This is a genomic window from Myroides sp. DW712 (genome assembly GCF_046557355.1).
GTDB lineage: Bacteria > Bacteroidota > Bacteroidia > Flavobacteriales > Flavobacteriaceae > Flavobacterium.
In genome coordinates this window covers 159223-183963 of the sequence record NZ_JBKFDO010000002.1, presented here as the reverse complement: position 1 = coordinate 183963, position 24741 = coordinate 159223, and the positions used below count along the sequence as shown (strand labels likewise).

Below are 24741 nucleotides of genomic sequence, written 5' to 3'. Positions count from 1 at the left end.
GTTATTCTATTTTGTTTTACACTAATTGCATATCCTTAATTTGCAATTGATTACTGACCTCTCCTTTCCATTCATTTTCTTCAATGGTATACACCAAATTAAAAAAGGTGCGGTTTTGAATATCGTCTAAATACTTCCCGAAGGAAAAGCCGATTGCGCTAAATCCTTTGTCCAAATGTCCGCGTTGTCTAACATACATCTTAAGATGTTCTTTATTGGCTCCTAATCCTCTCGCATATCCTGTGTCATAGACATTTTTGGTCAAAAAAACGGGACTCATATTTTGAGGACCAAAGGGTTCAAACTGCTTCAAGATACGACAAAACTTTGGTGTTATATCCGCAAAGTCTAACAGCGCATCAATTTCAACTTCAGGTATCAAATCGCGTTCATGAATGGTGCTCGAAACTACTTCTTCAAATTTTGCTTTAAAGTTGAGGTAATTTTCTTTTTTACACGTCATTCCAGCTGCATACATATGTCCCCCAAACTGAATGAGCTCCTCTGAACAAGCTTCCAAAGCGGCATACAGATCAAAATTTTTCACTGATCGGGCCGAAGCAGCTAATACATCTCCGCTAGCAGTAAACACCACCGTTGGTCGATAATAGGTTTCAATTAAACGAGAGGCAACGATGCCGATTACTCCTTTATGCCAGGATTGATGAAATACGACGGTTGCTTTATTGTTAATTTCCTTATTTTCAATAATTTGATCTTTTGCCTCTTCTGTTATATTTTGGTCTAATAGCTTTCGTTCTTCATTGAATGCAATAATCATCTCTGCCGTTTCTTCTGCTTCTCTCATGGAAAAACGCGTCAGTAAATCTACCGCATAATTACCATGTTGAATTCGCCCAGCAGCATTAATTTTTGGTGCCACTTTGAACACGATATCACTAACCGTATAGCTACTTTGTTTATAAACATTCAGCAATGCTTTGATTCCGGGTCTTGGATTGCTATTGAGCACTTCTAATCCGAAATAAGCTAAGATTCTATTTTCACCTGTAATAGGAACAATATCAGCTCCAATTGCTGTAACCACCAAATCGAGATAAGGGAGTAAATCCTCTATCGTCTGATTCCGATTTGCGGCTAACGCTTGTACTAATTTAAACCCAACCCCACAGCCACATAATTCGTCATAGGGATATGTACAATCGCTGCGTTTAGGATCTAATACAGCTACCGCATTGGGAATTTGGCTACCTGGTAAATGATGATCGCCAATGACGAAATCTACTCCTTTTTGTTTCGCATATTCCACATGATCGATGGATTTAATTCCACAATCTAGTGCAATAATAAGTGTAATATCATTATCCGCAGCATAATCAATACCTTGATAGGATATTCCATATCCCTCTTTATAGCGATCTGGAATATAGCGATCCACGTTCGGGTAATAAGATTGGAGATAAGAGTAGACCAATGCTACTGCAGTGGTACCATCCACATCATAATCACCAAAAACGAGGATATTTTCCTTTTTAGCAATAGCTTCTTCAATTCTTTGTACAGCCTTATCCATATCCTTCATGAGATAAGGGTCATGCAATTCATCCAAAGATGGACGGAAAAAACTCTTGGCTTGTTGATAGGTAGTAATTCCGCGATCAACCAGTAGTTGAGCTAAAACGGGTTCAATGCCCAGCACTTGAACAAGATGATTAACGCTTTTTTTATCTTTTACTTCTTTTAATGTCCACCGCATTCTTATTGTTTATGGTAATGAATATTGGTCTCCACTTTTGCAAACTGTGTGAACATATGCATTACTCCACAATATTTTTCTATAGACAGATCCACTGCTTTCTTTAGTTTAGCTTCATCCAAATTGGTCCCATAAAAATGGTAATCTACAATAACGGTATGGTAAACTGCAGGATCTTCATCTGTTAACAATCCTTCGGTTTCGATTTTAAAATCGGCAACCTCTAACCTCATTTTTTTGATTAAAGAGGCAACATCCAATCCAGAGCATCCTGCCAAGGCAGATAACATCAATGCTTTGGGTCTAAACCCTTTATTGTCTCCTCCATTTTCTGGTCCGGCATCAATACGCATGGTTTCTCCACTTGGATTCGTTGATTCAAATTGCATATTCTCTAACCAAGTAGTTGTAACTTTATGTGACATATCCTTTATCTTTTATCAAAAATGTAGTATTATTTTTTTGTCCTATTGTCTCTTCCCAGCGACAACGACTACGATTTCTCCTTTAGGTGGTTTTTCTTCGAAATGCTTTAGCACTTCAAGCACTGTCCCTCTCACGGTTTCTTCGTGTAATTTAGACAATTCTCGAGAAACCGAAAGGATGCGATCTTCACCAAAATAGGTTTGAAATTCGCCTAGTGTCTTTACCAATTTGTGGGGAGAAACATAAATAATCATTGTTCTCACCTCTTCTGCCAATTGGAGATAACGCGTTTGACGTCCTTTTTTATCGGGTAAGAAGCCTTCAAATACAAATTTATCATTGGGTAAACCACTGTTTACTAGGGCTGGTACAAAAGCTGTAGCTCCAGGTAAACACTCTACTTCAATTTGATTCTCAATACAAGCTCTTGTCAATAAGAAGCCTGGATCGGAAATTGCAGGAGTTCCTGCATCAGAAATCAGAGCAAATGTTTCCCCTGTTTGCATGCGTTTCACTAGTCCTTCTACCGTTTTGTGTTCATTGTGCATGTGATGGCTCATCATGGGGGTATTTACCTCAAAATGCTTCAATAACTTTCCACTATTTCTCGTGTCTTCTGCTAAAATATAATCGACTTCTTTCAACACCTTTAAGGCGCGAAACGTCATATCTTCTAAGTTGCCAATCGGTGTTGGTACAACGTATAATTTTCCCATACTCTTATTCGAAACGCTTTTCAATTAACGCCATAAAACGCTCCGCATATTCATCTTTACCTTCCCAGTTGTTGTATTCTGGTTTTACTAAATGCTCTACAAAACTTCTTGCTTCTTCGTATGTACTTACGGTATTTAGTTGAGATAATACACGATTAAAATCTTCTGAGCTATTGGCAAACAGGTGTTTTTCAAAAGCAATGCGATCGTTTAATCCAACCATAATCGTACCGCGATAAATATCATTAATCGCCGTTTTTACAATACGCGGTTCTCTCACCGATACTTGGTCAAGATTAAACAACATATTCTGCTGACGTTCTGCTTTATCTTCTTCCTCTTTACTTTCTTCTTCTTTTACCTGTTGCTGTGCAAAAAAAGTATCCGTAGATTGATTTTCTTCTTCAGCCTGTGCTTGTTCTGCTACTACACGCTCAAACATACTGTCATCCACGATATGGGCATCTTCCTTTGCCACATCTTCTACGCGAATAAACTCAATTTCCCCAAAGTCAAAGCCTTCAAATGGATTATCTTCTCGTTGATCGCCCGTTAAAGGAGTAAACGTCACCGCCTCTTCTTTTGCCTCCACGTTTGATTCAATAGGAGTTTCACTTGCAACTTCCGCTACCGCTTGGTCTGTTAATTCCTCCTCTTCCAACACCCTTACCATATCTTCTTCCGTCTGCACATCTTCCTCTTCTTCCTCTTCTATTTCTTCTTCAACAGCATCTTCCTCTTCTTCCTCAAAAACAAGCGTTGTATGTTCTTCTTCCGTTTCCTCTACTGCCCCTTCTTCTTTTTCTTCTTGACTCAACGCTGGAGATTCAAAATCAATGACTGTTTCTTTCTCTGCTTCCACCACTAGTGGATAATCTTCCACAATTAAATCAGCGGGAATTTGAGATCGTTCTTCTTCCTCTTCCACATTTGCAGCTAAAGTTTCTGTGGGCTCCTTTGCTACGGGTGCGAAGGCGCTTAATTTAGCTACTAACTGATCTTCAGCTATGTCGTTTACAAGTCCTAATGCTAGGTTATCTTGATAAAATTTTAAAATTTGAAGCTTCTCATATAGTTCTTTCGCTTCAACATATAACTTATCTACATCCGTATCCTTCATCTGCAACACGCGATGAACGATGCTCAACAACTCTCCCTCTAAGACTTTCTTCATAACTTTTAATTTCATTAGTCAATTATACAAGCTTTTTTTGATAAATTTGTCCTTCACAAAGTAACAAAAAAACTACTGGTTTCGACCTGAAAATTACAAAATGTTTCTAGAAATTCCTGTTAATCACAAAGAACAGTTTGGTTGGATTGAAGTAATCTGTGGATCCATGTTTTCTGGAAAAACAGAAGAACTGATTCGCCGGCTGAAAAGAGCCCAATTTGCCAAGCAAAAAATTGAAATTTTTAAACCTGCAGTAGATACGCGTTATCACGATGAATACGTAGTCTCGCACGACTCGAATGAGATTCGATCCACTCCAGTACCCACGGCAGATAGCATTCGTCTTTTAGCGAGTGGTTGTGATGTGGTTGGTATAGATGAAGCTCAATTCTTCGACGATGAGATTGTACATGTATGCAATGAATTGGCTAATTCTGGTATTCGGGTAATCGTAGCTGGGTTGGACATGGATTTTAAAGGAAATCCTTTTGGTCCTATGCCAGCGCTGATGGCGACTGCAGAATACGTAACCAAGGTACACGCTGTTTGCACGCGAACAGGAAATTTAGCACATTACAGCTATCGAAAAGCCGCCAGTGATGCTATTGTGATGCTTGGTGAAACCGAAGAATACGAACCCTTAAGCAGAGCTGCCTATTACAACGCCATGCGAGAGGCAGAACGAATAAAACAAGAAAAAAACAAACCCTGATCTTATAGATTCAACCTTTTTATGAAGAAAATATACCAAATCTATCTAGACTCTTATCGAGGATTATCCTCTGCATCTTGGATGTTAGCCATCGTTATGTTAATCAATAGAGCTGGATCGATGGTATTTCCTTTCCTAGGAGTTTACATGTCCAAAGAACTTCACTTTGAGGATGAACAAACAGGCTACGTCTTAGCGTGTTATGGAATTGGTTCCATGATTGGCTCTACCTTAGGTGGGTGGATTACGGATAAAATAGGGAACTATAAGTTGCAGTATTTGAGTTTATTGGGTAGTATCCCCATGTTCATTTTACTCCCTCATTTTACCTCTGTGGTGAGTTTAGCCTTGATGATTCTCTTTCAAAGCACCATCAGTGAGATGTTCCGTCCTGCCAACTCGGTAGCGATTACCAGATACGCGAAACCTGAAAATATTACGCGTGCATTCTCCTTGAACCGCATGGCAGTCAATTTAGGATTCTCGGTAGGTCCTGCAATGGGTGGAATGCTAGCGGCTATTTCTTACTCCTTGTTGTTTTACATCAATGCAGGAGCAGCATTCTTTGCTGCGGTTGTCTTTATTTACTTCTTTAAAGGGCGCAAAGAAAACCCGAAGCCTACTGTTGATGTAGCGGACGATACAGAGATTACGGTAGCTTCCACAACAGTTCAGCGACAATCTCCATATAAAGATGGCCTGTTCTTGTTTTACAGCTTTTTCTGTACCCTGTATTCTATTGCTTTTTTACAACTTTTCAGCACCCTACCAATCTTCTATGAAAAAGTAGGGGGACTTGATGAGTTTGAAATTGGAATTGTTTTAGGCTATAGTGGGTTATTGATTTTCTTAACGGAAATGCTATTGGTACATATGGCTGAACGCCATTTGACCACACAAAAAACCATTTTCTATGGTGCACTTATTGCACCTTTAACCTTTGGTATTTTCTTGTTGGATCATAGCCTGCTTTCAATTTTCCTTTCCATTACGTTTTTAAGCGCCTCAGAAATGCTGATTTTCCCGTATACCTCAACGGTTACAGCAATGCGAGCCAATGACTCTAGCAAAGGATCTTATATGGGAGTGAACGGTTTGACTTTTGCAATTGGATTTATTATTTCTCCTATTTTAGGAACAAAACTAGTTACTTATTTTGGCTATGATGTCCTGTGGATTGTCATGGGCTCCATCTTCTTAGTAGCTGCTTTTGGACTTAACTACACCGTCGGTAAAATGGTGCAACCAAAAGCATAATGCTGTTTCTTCTTTATTTTTAGATGAATTGACCGAGCAGTAATTTGTAGCGTTTATTTTTGACAGAAACAATAAATTATTGATTACAAATAGAATAGACGTAGCAGATTAAAAAATAAATGTTAAAATTTAAAACTCTGAATAAAATCAAGCTTTTACAGCTTGCTTTGTTTATATTTTGTTCTATATTTGCACTCGCATTAACAAAATAATGTAGACCAACATTTGGCGAGGTAGCTCAGTTGGTTAGAGCGCAGGATTCATAACCCTGAGGTCACGGGTTCAACTCCCGTCTTCGCTACAAGATAAAAAGACTTAATCGAAAGATTAGGTCTTTTTTTGTTTAGAATGAAAGAACTTAACTCCAATTCATAAAAGTTGGTGACGAAACAAGAAATTAGCTCTTCTACCAATTAAATGCAAGTGCAATATTGACGTTTTATAACCTGAAACCAATACGAGATACTACCTATTTATTTTTTGACTGAGGAAGGAGGAAAACCAAAGTGTTTTTTAAATACTTTGCTAAAATAAACGGGATCATCAAATCCAACTGCCCATGAAGTTTCTGCTACACTTGCTCCCTCTCTTAACAATTGAATCGCTTTTTCAAAACGAAGACCTCGTATAAAATCTGCAGGTGTTTTTCCTGTTATGGTCTTCAATTTTCGAGAAAGTTGACTCACGGACAGAAATACTGCTTCTGCTAAGATATTTACGCCAAACTGCACATTAGAAAAATTTTGCTGAACGGTTAATTCTAAATCATCAATAAATTTTCTGTCTTTCTTGTTTAATTCGGGGACTATCTCCTGCGACGGTATACTATTTCCGCTGAATTTTTCACGAAGTAATGCTTTAAATTTCAGCATATTTCTTACACGAAGCTTTAATTCCGCCAAAGAGAAAGGCTTGGCAAGATAATCATCTGCTCCTGTTTCCAAGCCAAACAGCATATCTTTCTGCTCCGCTTTTGCAGTTAATACTATAATTGGAATATGAGACGTTGCTACGTTATTTTTCAATATTTCGCATAATTGAAAACCATTCGTATCAGGCATCATTACATCACTAATAATCAAATCAGGCAATAACTCCTCTGCCAATTTGATCCCTTCCTTTCCATTCGAAGCTTCTACATATCGATATTCTTTTCCGATATTTTGAACAATAAAATGGCGCAATTCGGGTTGATCCTCCACAATAAGCAATAGTGGAAGCTCTGTATCTTGCTGTTCTTGACGCTCAAGCTGATTTTCCTCTTTAACAGGAAAAGCCAAATTTTGTCTAGTAAAAGCTAGATCTTTATTATTTTCTGTTAAGCCACTTTCAATCCAAAATGTAAAAATACAGCCCCCATCAGATGGAGATTCTACCTTGATATCTCCTCCATGTAGTACAACTAACTCTTTAACCAAAGCTAATCCAATACCGAAACCAGCATAAGCCCTCTTCCCGGGATCATCCACCTGATAAAATCGATCAAAAATTTTAGGCAAATCTTCTGCATCTATCCCTTTACCTGTATCGATAACCTTGATCAACAGTTTATTCTTTTTATACGCTATTTCAACCATTACACTTCCTCCAGAAGGAGTGTATTTAATCGCATTGGACAGTAAATTAGTAATAATCACAGTTAATGCTTCGGAAGAATAGATAAACGGATGTTCTGTCAAGGATTCTCGTACACCTTCTGCTTGGTTTATTTGGAGTAAAATATTGTGTTGTTCTGCATAGGAATGAAAAGATTGCACAAGCATACTTGCTTCGTTCAATACATCCCCCTTTTTGTAATGAAGTTTATATTCTCCACTTTCCATTTTGGAAAGGTCGAGCAACTGATTGATTAAAGTAAGAAGTCTTTTTCCGTTTTGTTCTATTTCATCAAAATGAGAAAAATCTTCTTTTCTCCCATTTTCTTTTAAAACTTCAATATGTCCGTTGATTAACGTAAGAGGAGTTCTGAACTCATGTGAAATATTCGCCAAAAATCGAGATTTAAACTGCTCGGTTTGTTTAATGGTCTCCACCTCTCTACGTTGCAATTCTAAATTTTGTTTTTCAACTTTCAATTTTTTATTTCTCAACCTGTAAAAATAAACGCCGAGAAGGGCAAATAGAACCATCACAACTAAACCAGCAAAAGCAAAATTGCGTTGTAATTTTTTCGTTTTAAGCTCTTCTTGGATTACAGCCTCTTTTTTATCAAACTCGTACTCCAGGGCAACCGCCAAGCTTTTCCTTTCAGTATCTTCATTCATCAAGCTATCACGATACACGATATACTGTTTATAGTTTTCATACGCATCTTTATAATCACCCAACGTGCTATCATCCAAAGTCGCATTGTAGTAAATATTCATTATAATTTCTTTTCGCCCCATTTCTTTTGCAATAGCTAAGGCTTTTTTATAATGTTCTTTTGCTGCGGCCGGTCGGTCTAATGTAGACTCTACAATTCCTATATTCAGATAGGTCATGGCGATCCCTCCCTTTTCATTAATTTCTTCAAACCCTTGTAAAGAGTTCAAGAAATTCTCTAGTGCCTCCTTGTTTTTACCTTGTCGCTGATAAACAGCACCAATATTGTTATAAACACCCGCAATTCCACGCTTATTCCCTAATTCTTTTTTTATTTCCAAAGCGGAAAAGTAATTTTCCAATGCCTCGGAGTATTTGCCTTGAAACTCATAAATAAGCCCCATATTGTTATAACATTCTGAGAGACCTAAGACATCCCCAGCTTCTTTCCATACTTTTAACGCTATACCGTGATTTTTTAAAGCTTCTTCGTGTTTATCTGTATTTCCATAAATAATACCAATGCCACTGTAACATAATCCAATTCCCTTTTTATGTCCAATTTTTTCAAATAGTTTTAACCCAGCGTATAAGTTTTGTAGTGCTTCTGGAAAATCTCCTTGATACGAATAAAGTGTCCCAATGTAGTAATAAGAAAAAGCAACTTGTCGTTCATCTCCAATTTCTTCAAATAGTTTTAACCCAACGGTATAATTTTTCACCGCTTCAAGATCCTTTTCTTGTTTATCATAGAACTTTCCGAGCACATGATACGTATTGGCTTTTCCTTTTTTAAAATCCAGCTTTTCTGATAAATTCAGTGCCTTTTGAGCATAACTAAAAGCACGATCAAATTGTTTCTCCTCAACTAAAAGACGGGCAAGTGTATTCATTTGACCAACTGTTAAAGTATCAGTAGCAGTATTTTTAGTAAGAATATTCGTTAAAGAATCTATCTTTTTTTCTAAAACCTGCTTGTCTGATTGGGAAAAAATCACAGAATGAATTAAAAAGAAAAGAAGTAAGAAAAAAAAGGGCTTTTTCATTATGTGAATTTAAGAAAAGGCAAAATTAACAAAATAAAAAACAAAATGCCTTACATAATAGATATATTAAAAAATACATTAGTCATGTTTATTGATTAAACAAGCTTTTTTGAATAACATGTACATTTTGACGTATTAAAATACAGCTGTTCCCTATCCATAATTTCTCTCTACTTCCTTCTTGCAAAAGCTGTTGTTCCTTATATGATTTCTTTAGCCTCTCTTTTAAAAACTCCTGGGAGAATGAATTAAAAAGATGACCAATCACTGTCTTATCGCTTCAGAAAATCAGAATCAATTAGTTCTAAAAAGAAGATGAACGACAACTAAGATCGAGTATATCTTTCGGTTTAAAAAAAGAAAACACTTTTGTAGCCAAATAAACATAACAAACTAATATCCACTATTTTACTTTATTTAATGTAGCATTAAAAAACTATTTTATGCGCAAAAAACACCAACTATTTGCTTCATTTTTACCTAGAAGAATCATCAATACGGCTATACATTTGTAACAGAGTTTCAAACAGAAAACGCGTTGGACATAGACTTTACTTTACTATTAATAAATAACTAAAAATTCGAAACAACATGGTTAAAAAACCCTACTTATTTGGATCGTTACTTGTTTTATCACTAATCCTTGCTTCTTGCGGAGGAGCGCAACCCTACTCAACAGGAATTAACTCACAAACACAACGTGTGGAATCAAAATTAAAAAGAAGTGATTATACGATGTTGGATCAGCAATACCAAGGTGTTGTAGTTAATAAGAAAAAACTCAAGAAATACAATGTAGATCAACTCAAAGAACTAGCTTTCATGGAAGCAGAGAAAGCGGCGATAAAAGCTGGAGCAGACGGTGTTCTAAACCCTGTTTTTATGGTTGATCAAAAAGGAAAAAGATTCTATGTTACAGCTCGTGTCAAAGCCTATAAGTTGAAAGGCGACAACGAATACCTTGACATGGAAAACAATTTAAAACACAATCCAAACTAGATAATCCTATTTAATTTGGAGTAAAAATCAATGCTAAAGAAATAAAATCCACTGTACTTTAAAAAGTGCAGATTACAATAGCTTTAAGTTTAATTAAAAACACCTATACTAAAATGATGAAAAAATTTCTAAAAATTTCAATTGTAGCTACCTTATTTATGTTCATATCTTGCAGCAGCGATGACAGTGGAAGTGGAAGCTGTAATGAGGCTTCACTTACTGAAGCGTATGAAAAAGCTTATAACAATTACCAAAAAGATCAATCTAATGCAAACTGTCTAGCAGTTGTTAAAGTGATTAAGGAAGCGTTAAACAACAAATGTATTGACCAAGAAGAAGCTGATTCTTATGGTCAAGGAATGCCTTGTTACTAATAGCTTAAAAGAACTCAACGTGATTCACTAAACCTTCTATTCAACTAACTTAAATTCTTTCGTAAGAATTTAAAAGGATAATAGACCATGAAGTACAATTATTAATACTAGTTATTGCATTAGAAGAAGAATCCCGTTTTTAAATGAAATTCAAAATTTAACTAAAGATTCACCTTACTATGATATTTAGATTAATAGCAATCCTGAATTTCAAGAGAAACCGCCAATTCATGGCGGTTTTTTTATTGTTGGCAAATTCATTTTAGCTCATCCTTTAGCAACTCTATACGTCAGAAATGCTACTCTTTCACAAATTCAAAATCAATTGCCATATCCTTGTTAGACACTTTCGCTTGGAGCTTATCACCGTTTAATTGATAGGCGATATGCGTTGGAAAATCATGTGTTTCGTTTACACAAACAAAAGAATTTTCTTTTAATTCGGTCATTTTGAATTCAACCAATTCTGCATCGTCAGCTGTTTTCACGATTAGGCTCCACTTTCCGTTTATTTGTTGCAATTTCATATGTTCCTTACTCAGAGTATCATCTTGTACTAAGGTATAACCAATACCGTCATACTGGTTGTCCTTTATTTTGCTCCAAGATTCAAAGGTAGAACGCCCTGCTTTATCATTAGTTCGTCTCCAGTTACCCAACAACCAATCGAATGTTGTTCCTTGTACCATTTCTGTTCGAGTTTGTTCTTCGGTTGACGTTTGTTGAAGGAGTTTTTTATTGTCTTTACAGGCAATCAAAGCCACTGCCATCAAGGCAAATAGTAGACCTTTTTTCATGAGATTGAATTTGTTTTGTTGATTTATCAATTAAAGATAATCAATTTTGCGTTTTTTTGCACGCCTCTATTTCTATCTTTTTCTTGCTAAACTTTACCTAAAAAGAAAGGAAGATGAGTAAAATCTAAATATATTTGTTGGATTCATGACGAAGTACAACCGACATATCGCTCAGTTATTATGCCTTATTTTTGTTTTGTTAGGGGTAGAGAAAATCAATTTTTTCACACCACAGGACTGTGAGGCTCGACAATCTTTTTGTCCGACAGCGAATATGTATGTGTATCATTTAGGCACTTCCTCTATTGCTGACGGTGGCAATCAAACTACCAAAACCAAAGACTGCAAGGCAACTAACATCAGTTGTGAAACTTTTTTTATTGGGCAAACATTAGAACAGCCTCTACTCAAAAATCGCATTCTATTTGCCACTAAATTGTACTTTTATCAACCTATCATCCATTCGAATCCTTATATAACCTTAGTAGATCCACCTCCTATGGTTTAAATCCGATAACTAAAAGAGCTCCCATGTGGAGCTCTTTTAGTTGACACGATTATCTTATGAATTTTCTGGACTTGCTCATATCAAGATATAGAAAGGGCCACTCTATCCGAGCGGCCCTTTAGGGAATTAAAAATTGTTGTTTCTTGTAGTGGCTACCTCTACATTTTTATAATAATAAATTCGCTTCTTCTGTTTTCCTGGTGTTGCTCTTTAGTACAAGGAACTCCATTTTTACAAGCGTTAATTAACTGCGTTTCTCCATATCCTCTTCCTGAGATTCTGGATGGATCAATGCCTTGTTTAATCATCCACTGCATTGTTGCTTTTGCTCGACGATCTGATAACTTCATATTATACGCATCGTTTCCACGGCTATCGGTATGCGAACGTACGTCAAGCTTGATGTTTGGGTATAGTTTCAATACTTCCACCACCTGAGCCAATTCAGCCGCAGCATCTGGACGGATATCAGCTTTATCAAAATCAAAATAAATCGGTTGTAGGTTTAGCTTCTTAAACAAATCATCCTCTTCGGCAATTGTTTCTTGTAGCGGTTCTAATCCGATTTCAACTTGTTCAACTGCTTGTAGTTGATACCCCGTAGTATGCGCTACTTCTTTCGTTTGAAATCCAGTAGCTTCTGCTTTGAAACGGTATTTCTTCCCACAATCCAAATCGGTTAGCGTAAATCTTCCTTCCTCATTCGCTTGGATCTGATCTAATTGGGTATAGGTGGCATCATATACCGTAATGGTAGCAGCAGCCAATGCTTCTCTTGTTGTTGCATGGAATACCCACCCCTCTATACTTTGTGTGCACACCACTTCTTTTTTCTCTTGTACGAAGTAAATATCATCACCACCGCTTTCTCCTATTCGGTTTGAACTAACAAATCCTTTTTGTGTTTTAGGGTCGAAGTAATACCCAAAATCATCCGCTGGACTGTTCATAGGCTCTCCAATATTGGTTACAGTACCAAAAGATCCGTCAACATTTATTTTCGCCATAAAAATATCTAATCCACCTAAACCTGGACGCCCATCCGTAGAGAAGTACAGCATATAATCACTAGAGATAAACGGAAATGTTTCTCGTCCTTCTGTATTAATTTGCTGGCCCAAATTTTCCACTTGAGCAAAACTTCCGTCTTCTTGTATGGCTACACGATAGAGGTCACTTTGTCCGATGGATCCACGCCGATCAGAAACAAAGTACAGCCATTTACCATCTGGTGTTAAAGCAGGATGTGCATTATTCGCTTTTGGGTCATTAATGGACAGCGCAAGGGGTTTACTCCATGTACCATCTTCTTGCATCGTCGATTGGAACAACTGCAACCAAGCGTTTTTAAACTTATGCTGTTGTACCTCATCGTTCGTAGCAGTCGCATTTTGAGTAAAATACATCGTTTTACCATCACTAGTAAAAACTGCCGTTGATTGATTGCTATCTTTTCCATCACCCATAAAAAACAACTGCGGCTCATCAAACGTTCCATCATTTTTTATTCTGGAGGCGTACAAACTCGTATACGCTTCATTGGTCCATTTGTGTACATTGTTACCTGAAACCTCAGCTGAATTTCGTGCAGAAGTATAGATCAATTGATCTTTGTAAATCGCTGCGCCATAGTCTGAATACGCACTATTTAGTTCCAATGCTTCAACTTCATACCGATTGGATCGCTTTTCAATATCCATTCGGTAATTGTTTTTGTTGGCTTCAAACAATTGCGCTCTAGAATCACCTTGTTCTAAGGCAGTAAACTGACTCATATACACATCAGCCTCTTCATATTCCTGAGCCGCACGCAAGGTTTGCGCATAGCGATAGTAGTACTCGGATTCAATTGTCGTTTGCTGTTCTTGAGCGAATCGAAACAGCTCCTGATACCATTTCTTTGCTTCTGTCAACTTGCCATTGAAATAGTAAGCATCTCCAAGTTTTTGCAGCATATTTACGCTTTTAAACCCCTTTTCGACCGCTTTTTCATAAATTTCAATCGCGTTGATGTATTCGTATTTTTCAAATTTTTGATTCGCTTTATTTTCCCGTCTTTCTTGAGCCCACCCTAAGGATGTAGTCAAGGCAATAGACGATAAAACGAGTAATTTAACTAGTCTCTTTTGCATAGTGTAGCATCTTTAGGTTAGAAGAAACGCGGAGATGTTTTTCTTGTATAACGATTAAAAATATCGGCACGTAAGAAAAACTCATGAGATCCGCTGTTGTAATGTTTCAATTTGGATGTATCTGCATCATACGAATAACCGACGAATAAGCTTTCATTGATTTGAAATCCAACTAAGCCACTTACTGCAGCATCCCAACGATAAGCTACTCCTGCAGTTAATTTTTCATAGATTAAGAAATTAGCAGTTAAGTCAAGCTGCATGGGAGCCCCTTGCACGGCTTTCATTAAGAAAGCAGGCTTCAACTTCACATCAGGATTGAGTTCAAAAACATAACCTCCCATCAGATACAGCTGCATGCGTTGCTTCATGGTCGTCACCTTGTTATCGTCATAGCGGTGTGTTTCTAAGAAACTAGGTACCGATACTCCCAAATAAGATCGATCGGAATACAAGTACACCCCAGCCCCGATATTCGGGGTGAATTTATTCGAGATATTCTCTTGAATATTCGCATCAGAGGGATCGAAAGGATGTCCTTTGGTATAATCTACACTCAGGATATCCGCCGAAGCTTTTAAACCAAAAGCCAACTGATAGTGGTAATTCAATTTGATCTTATAGGAGAAATCGACCGCGAGGTTGTTCTCATCCATAATACCGATTTTCTCATTGACAAAAGAAAACCCCAATCCCACATTCGAATCATTGATTGGTGTTGTTACAGCGAGGCTAGCTGTTTTTGGCGCTCCATCTAATCCCACCCATTGGGTTCTATAATTTCCAAATACACTTAATACCTCTCTCGTACCCGCATAGGCAGGGTTGTACGTTGAAGTGTTGTACATATATTGGGCAAACTGTGGTTCTTGTTGTGCAAAACCGTGTTGAGCAGCACTTATTAATACTAAGGCTGTACCCACTTTTTTGAGTTTATTTAAAAAATTCATCCTTACTATTAATTCGTTTCTAAATGTAAATACCCTGCTTTCTTGATTGTTCGTGATACGCCGTCTTTTACTACCTCATAAACAATCACATAGTAGTAGGTTCCTGAAGGCAATTTTTCACTCTCATTCAAGGTCATTTTTCCTTTAGAGTGGCCATCAAAAACGTTTCCATTGGAGTCATAATTTTTTGTTTCAAACACTTTCGCTCCCCATCTATTAAAGATTTGAACGCTGTTGTTTGGAAATCGTTGGATATTGTCAATGAGGAAATAGTCATTGACTCCATCTCCATCCGCCGTAACGATGTTGTAAATAACCACATCCCCTTCCAACAACCAATCAGTTTTCACGGTAGCTAGGGTAAAATATCCTAATCCTTTTACTGTAGTGGGTGTAGTAATGGTACGCGTCTCTACATCGACGATTCCCCCTTCATCTACCCAGATTTTCTTCGCTGCATCCCAACGAACAATATGTAAGTCACTTTCTGGGTTTTCGAGTACTAGTGGAGAAGTTGTACGCTCATCCCAACTTAATTCTAAGATGACGTTTTTCTCTTCTTTACTCATTTTATTCACATACCAGTATTCGCTGGTATTAAGTGTTTTGATTACCCCAGCGGCATTCGATTTGTCTTCAAAAAACGCAGCATCTTTATATTTATACTCCCCTTCATAGACCTCCGTATCCTTTTCTGGAGCCGTAATACGCGCTGGTCGAAAGTATTGTTTGTTTCCAATGGGAAAGGTAAATGCTTCATTTCCGACTTTATCCACCACCCCATCTACGTGGCTATGGTCTGTCGGATTGATTGCCCTTGCACCTTTCAAAAAAGCAAAAGCACCTTTTGCCTCTTCATAGGTTACAATACCATCGATGAACTCCACGTCCCCTTGTGCAGCAATACCATTACTCAGATGGAAGGCACTTGCTGCTGTTGAATTATTCAGTTCAATATTATTGAGGCGAATCAATTGACTTCCGCTGATGTTCTGTTGCTGGTTGGAAGTAAAAATAGTTTTACCTGTGTTTTTCAACTTCCCCCCTTCTCTAAAATCGAACACCCCATCATTGATTAAATGGCTGTAAACATACAACGTCCCGTTGTTGAATACCTTCGCATCGTTTTTGTTTTCTAAGGAAAATAGCGTTGCCATTTCTGTATCTGGCATAATGTACAAACCACCATAATTAACGGTTTGTCCAAAGGCTAAACTACCTGTGAAAGCAAAAACACAAAGTGAGATTTTATGTTTTATCATCCTCTTTCGGTTTATTCTTTAACTACGAAAACAATGTTCATCATAGAATAAGGGTTACCTGATCCAATTACCTTATACGTCATTTTTCCGTCTTCCGTAATGAGGATATCCGAAAAAACGGTCGTGTCATAATCCGTTACATAGTAGTATAAGTCTGTTGCCTCTGGAAAATGAGGAATCACCGCAGGAGCACCTACGCTACTTGCTGTATTACCTGTTAAGGTAAATTGATTCACATACTCTTGGTATAAATCCTTTGTCCCATTACCAGCAACGGCTGTATCAAACACAATAGAAGGCATGTAGAAAAACTTCACCGCTTTATTGTCGGAAGTCACCATTTGCTGCCATTTACTTCCGTCGTTGTAGTAAAAGCCAGGAACCACATCATTTTGTCTTTTGGTGTTATACACGGTCATACCCGCCACATGATCCGCTAAAGGAGCTGCACTGGTGGTTTCTTCCAGTTCCAAGCGAGGTAATAACAATCCTTTGTTTGTTGCTTCTACCTCCAACATAGCGTTAGCATTAATAACAGGTGAACCCCCTACTTTCGTCTGAGCAAAAGCAACAGTACTCAATAATGAGCATACGATTCCTAAATATATCTTTTTCATTTTATTGTTGTGTTTACGTTTAAAAGGATGAGGGGGTACGCTACATTGAGACTATCCCCCACCCTTTCGCTATTGATTAATTTACTTTACTATTGAACTGCTTCGTTTGACGCATATTCAACGACAACTTCATAACTACCAGCTGGTAACATCGTGTATTGATTCCCGACACCAATATTAAATTTAATACTTGTTCCACCAGTCACTTCAACATCTGTTGTATTTGCCGTAACAATGTGTCCAGTTGCATCGATTAATTTAATAGCCAATACTTGTCTGATTTGTTTATTGCCATCCAAGCTAAAAGTCACTGGAGCCGCCACGGCTGAATAGGCCGTAATCGTCGTTGCTCCTTTCCCTAAATACACTTTATACCCGTTGTAAACATTTCCGGTGAACACCGTATCTCCTTCAACAGTAATATGATCTCCAAGTGTTTGCTTGACAATGTCTTTGTACTTATTAATCAGATTCACCAAGAAAGATTCTGGTAATTCAATCTCTTTGTTCTCTTTCGTACCATCTTGATGTGTAATAACTTTGTAGAATATTTCAGGTGTATTCACATCATTATCGTGATCTCCGAAGTACACGTTTCCACCAAGATTCAATACATTCGTGATTGCATTCTTAATCTCATCATTATTGTTGATTGCATTTAAGATATCTTCCGTCATGTTGATGTAATCCTTATTCTCTCCCTCCGCACTGTACTCATAAAAGATTTCACCTTTTTTTACATCCGCTGCAACTGGTGCTGTACGTACTGCATCAAAATCTGGTAATGTGCCGTTTACTAAAACTTCACTGCGCTTGATTTGCGTTTTCGTTTCCGTTTCTGCTACTAAATCTCTTAGGTTAATAGTCTTGTACTCCGTTCCATTCCAATATTGAAGAACCCATATTTTTTGTCCTGCATTATTTGGGTCTTCAATTTGTGTATAGATTACATTTCCTTCAGAGAATTGAGTGATATATTGCAAATACTCTTCTACTGTAGTAAATGTTTGATCTCCTTCAACGGTAGTAATTGTAATATTGGTTGGTGACTCTAAGATTTCTTGGATGTTATTTACAACAATTCCCGTTACTTCAATCGGCATTGCACCCGGTGCATTATTGGGAATATTGCCAATTGTATTGGCAGTATCAGCTGCTAACCAATCGATGATGGTTTGCTCTGAAAAATAAATAAATCCAGTTACTTTTCCATTTGCATTCGCCACCTCCCTCATAAAGGTTTTAGTTTCTACCCCGTTTACAAGATCATTAAAGTTAATTTCTTGTGTGGTATACGTCTGCGTTGATGCGTCATAGGTCACGGTGTAAAAAGTACCATTCTTGTATACTACTGTGGTATGCGCTTCTGGCGTTGTATCTTCATTTGATGGGTTTGAAGGCAAGATGTAATTAATCACTGCTTGTAGATTTTTGATATCTCCTTCAATATTGGTGATATTATCTCCTAAGTTTTCTATTACCGTATCTAGCTCTGCTTTACCTACAATTCTATTCCATTTAGCATCTACCCAGTAATAAAAACCTACAGGCACCTCTGTAGAACCTAAACTATTATATACTAATAAACTTTCTGTCTTTGCGCCTTGAATCGGGTCAAATTCTGTCAGTTTTTTCAATTCAACACGTGGAATTAAAATACCTTTATCTGTAGCTGTAACATCTAATTGTGTAGATGTGATAGGCGTTGGTGTTCCGATACCAACTTGAGCGTGTGAAAAATACGATGCTCCTAAAACTGCTGCTGCTACTATTATTTTTTTCATTGTGATTTATGCTTTAATTCTTATGTATGCTTATTTTACTTGTTGTGTGACGTTCAGATTTGATTTTACTGAACAGTTTTTCATTTTTAAACGGATAGGTAATCGTCTTCCTACTACGCAACCATTTCTATAGGTTTGTACGTAAACCACGCTATACTTTGGACCTAATCCTTGATTTTCTGGTAGTTCATCTTGATATTCCGGAAGATTAAACGGCAGTTTGAAATTATTTCTACCCGCTGTAGGTAGTGGATTTCCTCCTGTTTCCTCCGTATAAACTTCATAGGTAGAACATCCATCTTCTACATTTATCGTCAAGATTCCTCCTTGACACATATCTAGATATTCTTCTTCTATATCAATACCAACATCAACTTTAGGAGCTACTGTTACTTCGTATATTTTAGTAAAGTTTCCTAGTACCCCTACGACACTTCCGTACGAGATTTTAACACGATCAAAAGGTTTATCAATATCTTTGATAATCATTTTGTACTTGTTGCGATAGCCTAAACCAAGCAGTTTAAGGTCAATTACTTGTACTCCTCCAGTACCATCAATTTCTTCACCTACTTTTTGATCTCCTAAATAGCGTTGGATTTTGTATCCTTTAATTAGCTCTAAGCTTAAAATTGGATTTCCTGGCACTTCGGTAACAATGTGTAATTGATCTCCTGGCATGGCTTGTTGTTTAAAGATTACGGTCAAACTTGCCGCATTCAAAACAGCCACCCCTCTTGAGATTAGGGCATAAGTATTTAGATTTCCATCTACTGCATTCCATGGATTAACCACAGAAGCTGTTGCACTGGCAGCACCAATACCCAAATCTTGCACCCCGTGTAAAACGTCAAGTACCCCTGGATGAACGCCAGGTGCTACAGGCGCGCAATAATCTGGAGCGAATGAGCCTGTATTTTTTGTATAATACACATGGTATACTTTCGCCAATTGAGCTACACTCAATAACGAACCTTGAGAAATACGAACTCCCTTGTATTTTTTAGGACCACTGCTGTTGGATGGAACGAAAGTAAATTCAATCACATTATCTGCGGCTAATAAATCCAATAAACCACCTTGTACAGATTTTAACGTTCCAATTGTATTTCCGTTGGCGTCTAATCCGATGGCTGAAATTCCTCCAGCAAGCATTAGTCCGCTGTATTCTTTTCCAAGCTTAATCGTTACAGGTGTCCCTGCAGCAACCTCCTCATCAAAGTAAATATTCTGCCATACCGTACCAATACCCAAGAGTCCTAATCCTGTTGTTAAGGTAGAGTGCGTTTGAGGGTTTCCATCAATTGCTTTACTCTGACCTGCAACCCCGCCTGTGATGATAGAGCCCACACTTGTTCTAGCTTTAGCATAAACACGCTCTACAGTTGGAGGACAATTGGAATCATCAAAAACGGTAACAATTACACTTTCTACACTTGTACAACCTTCATTTGACGTAGCCACAACAGTAAACGTATACACTCCTGGAGTGTCAAACGATACGGTTAGGTCATTCATGTGATTTCCTGTATCGTTATACCAGTCAATAGTAGCATTTGCTCCAGCAACTGTTGCCGTAGGTAAGGTAATGGTCTCTCCCAACATGGCAGTAATACGCTGACTATCTGAAAACTGAATACTCGGACTTGGCAATTGCGTCACCACAAAAGCATCCGATCGCTCAGCTATTTCTGCACCTTTGGTATAGATTACGGTATAACTTCCAGGATGATTAGTCTCTAACGTTTTTTCTTTTCCATAATTTGGATTTGTACTCCCTGCCATAGCGGCATCAATTGCTTCTTCATTAAAATACCATTGGTAGGTATCTGCATCCGTTTCCGCAATATTCGAATCCAACACAAACGTTTCTTCCGCACATAAATCTTGTGCTTTATTCGATGTAATGATTGCTTTAGGCAAGGTAACGACATGCGTAACTTGAATAATCGTTCCTGGGTTTTTAGTCAAATCAGCTTCCGTAGGATTTGTATTATCTAGGGGAGGATACGAAGGATAGCTCAAATCCGAACCACTTTCTTTGGTAAAAGCCACATTCTTAATCTCCAATATCCCTGCTAGATTGGACTGAACGTCTACACGGAATACAAATTGTCTTTCACTTCCTGGGTTCATCGTACCAGCAACATCAAAAAGCACTTGCGTTCCATCATTTGAAAGCCTTCCACCTATAGCCGAAGTAAATGTTGTTCCTGTAGGCAATTTATCTGTAATGTTAAATTGACTTATTGGAGTATCCCCTACATTTTTCACATGGATCGTATATTCCACTTGTTCTCCTCCTGAAACCGAAGTAATAGCAGCATCGCCATTTACTTTGTACGATTTCCAAGAAACTAATTTTTGATCCGATCCAAGTGGTTTACACAAGCGTTCTACTTTGTAAATATCTAGGGAAGAAAGTACATCTACACTCACTAGCGATTTAAGTCCAATAGAAATGCGGTCGTACTGTCCATTAGGTTTGAATGGAAGATCGATGATACTAGAAGAGTTGAGTAATCCCAGCAATTCTGTACCTTGTAACAATCCATTGTCCCAATCTAAACGATCAACGAACGTATCCCCTTTATAAGCGGCAATTTCCAATTTTTCTAAAATAGGAAGCGTCACTAATCCTCCTGTTCCTACTTTCAGACGAATATTTGTCACATCGCCGATTTCTGAAAGAGAGTTGAAATAGAACCATTGTTTAACTTGTCCTGCCACGTTCAACGCACCTAAACTTAATTTTGATGCATGGGTAGAATTATCGTCAATCGCACGTTGTGGGTCTGTTACCCCAGTGCTATTCAAATCATTGACAGACAAGTTTAGTCCATCATATTCATAAGAAGTAACAAATGGCGCTACACAAGCATCCGTAGCAGTTTCATAACACATACCATATACATTCATGGCATTGAGTTTTCCTCCGCCCACTAAGGCTTTAGAGACATCTGTAATACGAACAGATTGATAGGCTTGTGTAGGGGTAATGGCTAAATAGGTACGTCCTACCTTATCCACTACTACGCGGATTTTTCCTGCTCTATGTGTCGAATTCAGCATTTGACTGCCTTCTTCTAACAAGATATTGCCATTTTTATCTTTGACCGCTACTTTAAAATAATGGTTGCCCAATAGTAATCCATCTACTACAGAAGTCAATAAATTACCTAAACTTCCACCTAATAGCTGTTTTAGCACGGTATCTTCAAAATCAATGCGAACATAAGAGGTCGTATTGGCTGGAACTTCGGTTTCGTAGCCTAATTCTACAAATCCTTCCAATTGACCTAATCCCAATAAAACACCAGCGCCAGATTGTAGCGTTGCAAAAGAATCAAAGTCCTCGTCAACTAAATGATTAAGGTCATTGGCATTACTAGCTTCCAACACTTTCGTTGCGCAAATAGGTGCTATAAATGGCGAAGGCGTGCTCGTTACAGGGCAAGTTGCACTCAGGCGTTTTACCTCATATAATCGAACCGTTGCTGCCGTAGCTACATTCAACAAAGACCCCACTTGTAGTTCCACACGATCAAAGCGCTGGGTTGTATCAAACACAAGGGTTTGAATTCCTCCCGATTTAAATAAATTCAAGACATTTAGATTCGTAATAAGCCCTTGTTGTAAGGTGAACGACTCTTTTTGTTCATCACCTAAATACGTCACCACTTTACATCTGCCCAATACATCCAAAGACAAGGCACTTGGATTAGTTAGTTGCAGACGCATTTTAACTTGATCACCTGGTTGAGAAGGTTTATTGAAATAAATAGTCTGGTTTAAATGCCCAGCTACAGAAACTAAACCATTATTGAGCTCTGCATATTCTGAAGAGTTTTCACTAATAGCATACTGCGGATTCTTTACCCCTGGTTTTCCAAGGTCTCCAGCACCTAAAGTCAATCCTTTTTGATTAAAAGAAGTAAATTGAGGAGCAAAACAAGCATCCATACCTATTTCGCGACACATATTGTACACCTTCAACGTGCGAATTGCCCCATTGGGAATACTGCTTACTTTATTTGTAATTTTAATACTTTGATACGGTACGTTTGGCGTAACCGCAATATAATAACGCCCTAGAGTATCTTGTACCAAGGTCATTTTTCCACCTCTAACGGTCTTAATACCATTTTGACTCGTTGCATGGAGAACCTCATTCGCTCCTTCATACGCATCCACCTCAAAATAGTGGTTGCCAATCAAAGCACCGACAACGCCCCCTAACAAGTTTCCGAGGGTTCCTCCTAATAAATTACCCAATAATTCGCCTTCCGTATCAATGCGGATATACGAAGTGGTATAAGCCGGAACTACCTCATTATAGGCCATGTGAATCATTCCTTTTGACGCAAACGAAGATAGTAACGCTCCAGCATCTGCATATAGCGTAGCAAAGGTTTCATTGTTATTATCTACTGCATTTAATGCAAAATTGCTATTTTCTGTATCTAAAATTGATACAGCACAACTTGCTGTTTCAAATGGAACTTCAGTTGCTATAGGCGTCTCGATTTTTTGATTGATACAAGTAGTACCATCATAAGATGCTACATCATATATATTTAAAGAAGAACCTAAAAGAGTTAAACCTATGGGTGAGTTTAACCGTATTTCTAACTTGTCGAAAACTTTAGTTGGCGCAATCGTTACTGTAATTGGTTCACCTCGATCTAATAATCCTAAGACATTAGTTTCTCTTAAAATCCCTCCACTTAAAGGCATTCTATATACCACATTATTTTCGTTCCAAGCAATCACCTCTACTGACCCTAACAAATCCAAATTAGCAACATTAGCTCCTTTGGTAGTCGATAATTTAATATTAACTGTAGATTCAGGAGTTGTCTTATTCGAAAAATAAAAATACTGGGATAAATATCCACCAATATTTAAATCTAATAAACTTGCTGATTTAAGCGTAGAATAGGTTTCTAAGCTATCGTCGATTGCCTGCGATAATTTTCCATCTCCAATAGGCAAGACAGATAGATTAATTCCTTTTCCATCGAAAGAAGTTCCCAAAGGCTTTCCACAAATAGAGGCATTTTCTGTATAGGTAAATGCTTCATAGACCTTTAACTCATATTCAGCAAACAAGCCAACTAGTGATAATGCCTTATTGCTTATTTTTATTTTACTATAAGCTACATCGGGTTTTATTGCTAAGAGATAATTCCCTTGTTGATCTTGTATTAATCGAACATTATCTTTATTAAAGCCTTGATTATTTGTTCTAGTTAAAACTACATCATTATCACTGTTTAAAGCTTCGATTTTAATCTCTTGTTTTCCCAGTAAAACTGCTCCTAAAACTCTTCCCAATCCCTCTCCTAAAGAGCCTCCTAATAAGGCACTAAATAAATTAGAATCGCCTTCTAATTGGATGTAAGACCATGTATCAGCTTCTAAGGTAACAGGAAACTGCAATTGCAAATAACTTGCATAGTTCCCCAATGCAACTGCTCCTCCAGGAGAGGCATATAATGTAGCGTATGTGTTATCTCGCTGATTAACAGCCTTAGGGAGATCTACAACTGGATCACCAACTAAAGCTACTTTTAATCCAGTAGCATGTGACTCATAAGTCGCAAAAACCTTTGTTTGTCCATATCCATGGACCAATGGTACTAAGAGTACCAGAAAAAGTAACACCCTCATCCAGAGGGAAAAAGTAGTTTTCTCTTTCATGTGTTGTGTGTTAAACATATTATTTTATAATTTTTTTGGTGTAAGGTGTATATGCGTAGCACGACAACGATGCACGTGAATGCACCTGTGTCATAAATAGAAGATCTACTAAAAAAACATGAGGGTAGTACGCCCAATACAACAGCGTATTGAGATACAATAAAACACATAGAAATACTGGGCATAGTGGGATACACTATGCCTTTCTTTCAACTACTAGTCTTTGGTTATCTATCACTCAGCCCAAGCTTCAATAACCGACT

The 24741-nt window shown here is 37.7% G+C and carries 17 protein-coding genes and 1 tRNA gene; 6 read left to right on the top strand and 12 right to left on the bottom strand.

Going from position 1 to position 24741, the window contains the following annotated elements:
• Window positions 1-16: 16 nt before the first annotated feature.
• The 4 genes from recJ to ACLJX0_RS02360 are packed head-to-tail and all read right to left on the bottom strand — an operon-like array spanning window position 17 to window position 4033.
• Window positions 17-1717 carry a single-stranded-DNA-specific exonuclease RecJ gene (recJ, locus tag ACLJX0_RS02375; protein ID WP_410878060.1) on the bottom strand — a complete coding sequence of 567 codons (1701 nt, stop codon included), beginning with the start codon at window positions 1715-1717 and terminating at the stop codon, window positions 17-19.
• A 2-nt stretch (window positions 1718-1719) separates the two neighbouring features.
• A complete protein-coding gene (locus ACLJX0_RS02370; protein ID WP_410878059.1) occupies window positions 1720-2142 on the bottom strand; it encodes an OsmC family protein in 423 nt (140 codons plus the stop codon).
• A 42-nt stretch (window positions 2143-2184) separates the two neighbouring features.
• On the bottom strand, window positions 2185-2859 hold the full coding sequence (gene rsmI, locus ACLJX0_RS02365; protein ID WP_410878058.1) for a 16S rRNA (cytidine(1402)-2'-O)-methyltransferase: 675 nt from the start codon (window positions 2857-2859) through the stop codon (window positions 2185-2187).
• Window positions 2860-2863: 4 nt separating this feature from the next.
• The gene (locus ACLJX0_RS02360; protein ID WP_410878057.1) at window positions 2864-4033 is read right to left on the bottom strand and encodes a hypothetical protein; all 1170 of its coding nucleotides are present in this window, start codon (window positions 4031-4033) and stop codon (window positions 2864-2866) included.
• Window positions 4034-4133: 100 nt separating this feature from the next.
• Between ACLJX0_RS02360 and ACLJX0_RS02355 the strand changes: the two genes are divergently transcribed.
• The 3 genes from ACLJX0_RS02355 (at window position 4134) to ACLJX0_RS02345 (ending at window position 6303) form a co-directional block, all read left to right on the top strand.
• Window positions 4134-4745 carry a thymidine kinase gene (locus tag ACLJX0_RS02355; protein ID WP_410878056.1) on the top strand — a complete coding sequence of 204 codons (612 nt, stop codon included), beginning with the start codon at window positions 4134-4136 and terminating at the stop codon, window positions 4743-4745.
• 21 nt (window positions 4746-4766) lie between these two features.
• On the top strand, window positions 4767-6002 hold the full coding sequence (locus ACLJX0_RS02350) for an MFS transporter (RefSeq protein WP_410878055.1): 1236 nt from the start codon (window positions 4767-4769) through the stop codon (window positions 6000-6002).
• A gap of 227 nt (window positions 6003-6229) precedes the next feature.
• Window positions 6230-6303: transfer RNA gene (locus ACLJX0_RS02345), tRNA-Met, on the top strand.
• A gap of 172 nt (window positions 6304-6475) precedes the next feature.
• Here the strand turns inward: ACLJX0_RS02345 and ACLJX0_RS02340 are convergent.
• The gene (locus ACLJX0_RS02340) at window positions 6476-9352 is read right to left on the bottom strand and encodes a tetratricopeptide repeat protein (RefSeq protein ID WP_410878054.1); all 2877 of its coding nucleotides are present in this window, start codon (window positions 9350-9352) and stop codon (window positions 6476-6478) included.
• Window positions 9353-9943: 591 nt separating this feature from the next.
• Here ACLJX0_RS02340 and ACLJX0_RS02335 point away from each other — a divergent pair.
• Both ACLJX0_RS02335 and ACLJX0_RS02330 read left to right on the top strand, forming a co-directional pair.
• Window positions 9944-10351, top strand: coding sequence for a hypothetical protein (locus tag ACLJX0_RS02335; protein ID WP_410878053.1), 408 nt, complete (start codon window positions 9944-9946; stop codon window positions 10349-10351).
• Window positions 10352-10416: 65 nt separating this feature from the next.
• On the top strand, window positions 10417-10725 hold the full coding sequence (locus ACLJX0_RS02330) for a hypothetical protein (RefSeq protein WP_410878052.1): 309 nt from the start codon (window positions 10417-10419) through the stop codon (window positions 10723-10725).
• Between the two features lie 299 nt (window positions 10726-11024).
• Here the strand turns inward: ACLJX0_RS02330 and ACLJX0_RS02325 are convergent, their stop codons facing one another.
• The gene (locus tag ACLJX0_RS02325) at window positions 11025-11522 is read right to left on the bottom strand and encodes a DUF6265 family protein (protein ID WP_410878051.1); all 498 of its coding nucleotides are present in this window, start codon (window positions 11520-11522) and stop codon (window positions 11025-11027) included.
• Window positions 11523-11667: 145 nt separating this feature from the next.
• Between ACLJX0_RS02325 and ACLJX0_RS02320 the strand changes: the two genes are divergently transcribed.
• Window positions 11668-12030, top strand: coding sequence for a hypothetical protein (locus ACLJX0_RS02320; RefSeq protein ID WP_410878050.1), 363 nt, complete (start codon window positions 11668-11670; stop codon window positions 12028-12030).
• A gap of 158 nt (window positions 12031-12188) precedes the next feature.
• Here the strand turns inward: ACLJX0_RS02320 and ACLJX0_RS02315 are convergent, their stop codons facing one another.
• The 6 genes from ACLJX0_RS02315 to ACLJX0_RS02290 form a co-directional block, all read right to left on the bottom strand.
• Window positions 12189-14162 carry an OmpA family protein gene (locus tag ACLJX0_RS02315; RefSeq protein ID WP_410878049.1) on the bottom strand — a complete coding sequence of 658 codons (1974 nt, stop codon included), beginning with the start codon at window positions 14160-14162 and terminating at the stop codon, window positions 12189-12191.
• A 17-nt stretch (window positions 14163-14179) separates the two neighbouring features.
• Window positions 14180-15112: a type IX secretion system membrane protein PorP/SprF gene (locus tag ACLJX0_RS02310; RefSeq protein WP_410878048.1), complete on the bottom strand. Its 933-nt coding sequence runs from the start codon at window positions 15110-15112 to the stop codon at window positions 14180-14182.
• 8 nt (window positions 15113-15120) lie between these two features.
• A complete protein-coding gene (locus tag ACLJX0_RS02305) occupies window positions 15121-16374 on the bottom strand; it encodes a gliding motility-associated C-terminal domain-containing protein (protein ID WP_410878047.1) in 1254 nt (417 codons plus the stop codon).
• Between the two features lie 11 nt (window positions 16375-16385).
• Window positions 16386-16991 (bottom strand): hypothetical protein, encoded by a 606-nt coding sequence (locus ACLJX0_RS02300; protein ID WP_410878046.1) that lies wholly within the window; start codon window positions 16989-16991, stop codon window positions 16386-16388.
• Window positions 16992-17080: 89 nt separating this feature from the next.
• The gene (locus tag ACLJX0_RS02295) at window positions 17081-18775 is read right to left on the bottom strand and encodes a hypothetical protein (protein WP_410878045.1); all 1695 of its coding nucleotides are present in this window, start codon (window positions 18773-18775) and stop codon (window positions 17081-17083) included.
• A gap of 30 nt (window positions 18776-18805) precedes the next feature.
• Complete coding sequence (locus ACLJX0_RS02290) at window positions 18806-24478, bottom strand: DUF11 domain-containing protein (protein ID WP_410878044.1); 5673 nt, start codon at window positions 24476-24478, stop codon at window positions 18806-18808.
• Between the last annotated feature and the right edge of the window lie 263 nt (window positions 24479-24741).

What these genes read in the sequence shown, in the direction of transcription:
- recJ (WP_410878060.1), bottom strand. Translation starts at nt 1,717, where the DNA reads ATGCGGTGGACATTAAAAGAAGTAAAAGATAAAAAAAGCGTTAATCAT.
- ACLJX0_RS02370 (WP_410878059.1), bottom strand. Translation starts at nt 2,142, where the DNA reads ATGTCACATAAAGTTACAACTACTTGGTTAGAGAATATGCAATTTGAA.
- rsmI (WP_410878058.1), bottom strand. Translation starts at nt 2,859, where the DNA reads ATGGGAAAATTATACGTTGTACCAACACCGATTGGCAACTTAGAAGAT.
- ACLJX0_RS02360 (WP_410878057.1), bottom strand. Translation starts at nt 4,033, where the DNA reads ATGAAGAAAGTCTTAGAGGGAGAGTTGTTGAGCATCGTTCATCGCGTG.
- ACLJX0_RS02355 (WP_410878056.1), top strand. Translation starts at nt 4,134, where the DNA reads ATGTTTCTAGAAATTCCTGTTAATCACAAAGAACAGTTTGGTTGGATT.
- ACLJX0_RS02350 (WP_410878055.1), top strand. Translation starts at nt 4,767, where the DNA reads ATGAAGAAAATATACCAAATCTATCTAGACTCTTATCGAGGATTATCC.
- ACLJX0_RS02340 (WP_410878054.1), bottom strand. Translation starts at nt 9,352, where the DNA reads ATGAAAAAGCCCTTTTTTTTCTTACTTCTTTTCTTTTTAATTCATTCT.
- ACLJX0_RS02335 (WP_410878053.1), top strand. Translation starts at nt 9,944, where the DNA reads ATGGTTAAAAAACCCTACTTATTTGGATCGTTACTTGTTTTATCACTA.
- ACLJX0_RS02325 (WP_410878051.1), bottom strand. Translation starts at nt 11,522, where the DNA reads ATGAAAAAAGGTCTACTATTTGCCTTGATGGCAGTGGCTTTGATTGCC.
- ACLJX0_RS02320 (WP_410878050.1), top strand. Translation starts at nt 11,668, where the DNA reads ATGACGAAGTACAACCGACATATCGCTCAGTTATTATGCCTTATTTTT.
- ACLJX0_RS02315 (WP_410878049.1), bottom strand. Translation starts at nt 14,162, where the DNA reads ATGCAAAAGAGACTAGTTAAATTACTCGTTTTATCGTCTATTGCCTTG.
- ACLJX0_RS02310 (WP_410878048.1), bottom strand. Translation starts at nt 15,112, where the DNA reads ATGAATTTTTTAAATAAACTCAAAAAAGTGGGTACAGCCTTAGTATTA.
- ACLJX0_RS02305 (WP_410878047.1), bottom strand. Translation starts at nt 16,374, where the DNA reads ATGATAAAACATAAAATCTCACTTTGTGTTTTTGCTTTCACAGGTAGT.
- ACLJX0_RS02300 (WP_410878046.1), bottom strand. Translation starts at nt 16,991, where the DNA reads ATGAAAAAGATATATTTAGGAATCGTATGCTCATTATTGAGTACTGTT.
- ACLJX0_RS02295 (WP_410878045.1), bottom strand. Translation starts at nt 18,775, where the DNA reads ATGAAAAAAATAATAGTAGCAGCAGCAGTTTTAGGAGCATCGTATTTT.
- ACLJX0_RS02290 (WP_410878044.1), bottom strand. Translation starts at nt 24,478, where the DNA reads ATGAAAGAGAAAACTACTTTTTCCCTCTGGATGAGGGTGTTACTTTTT.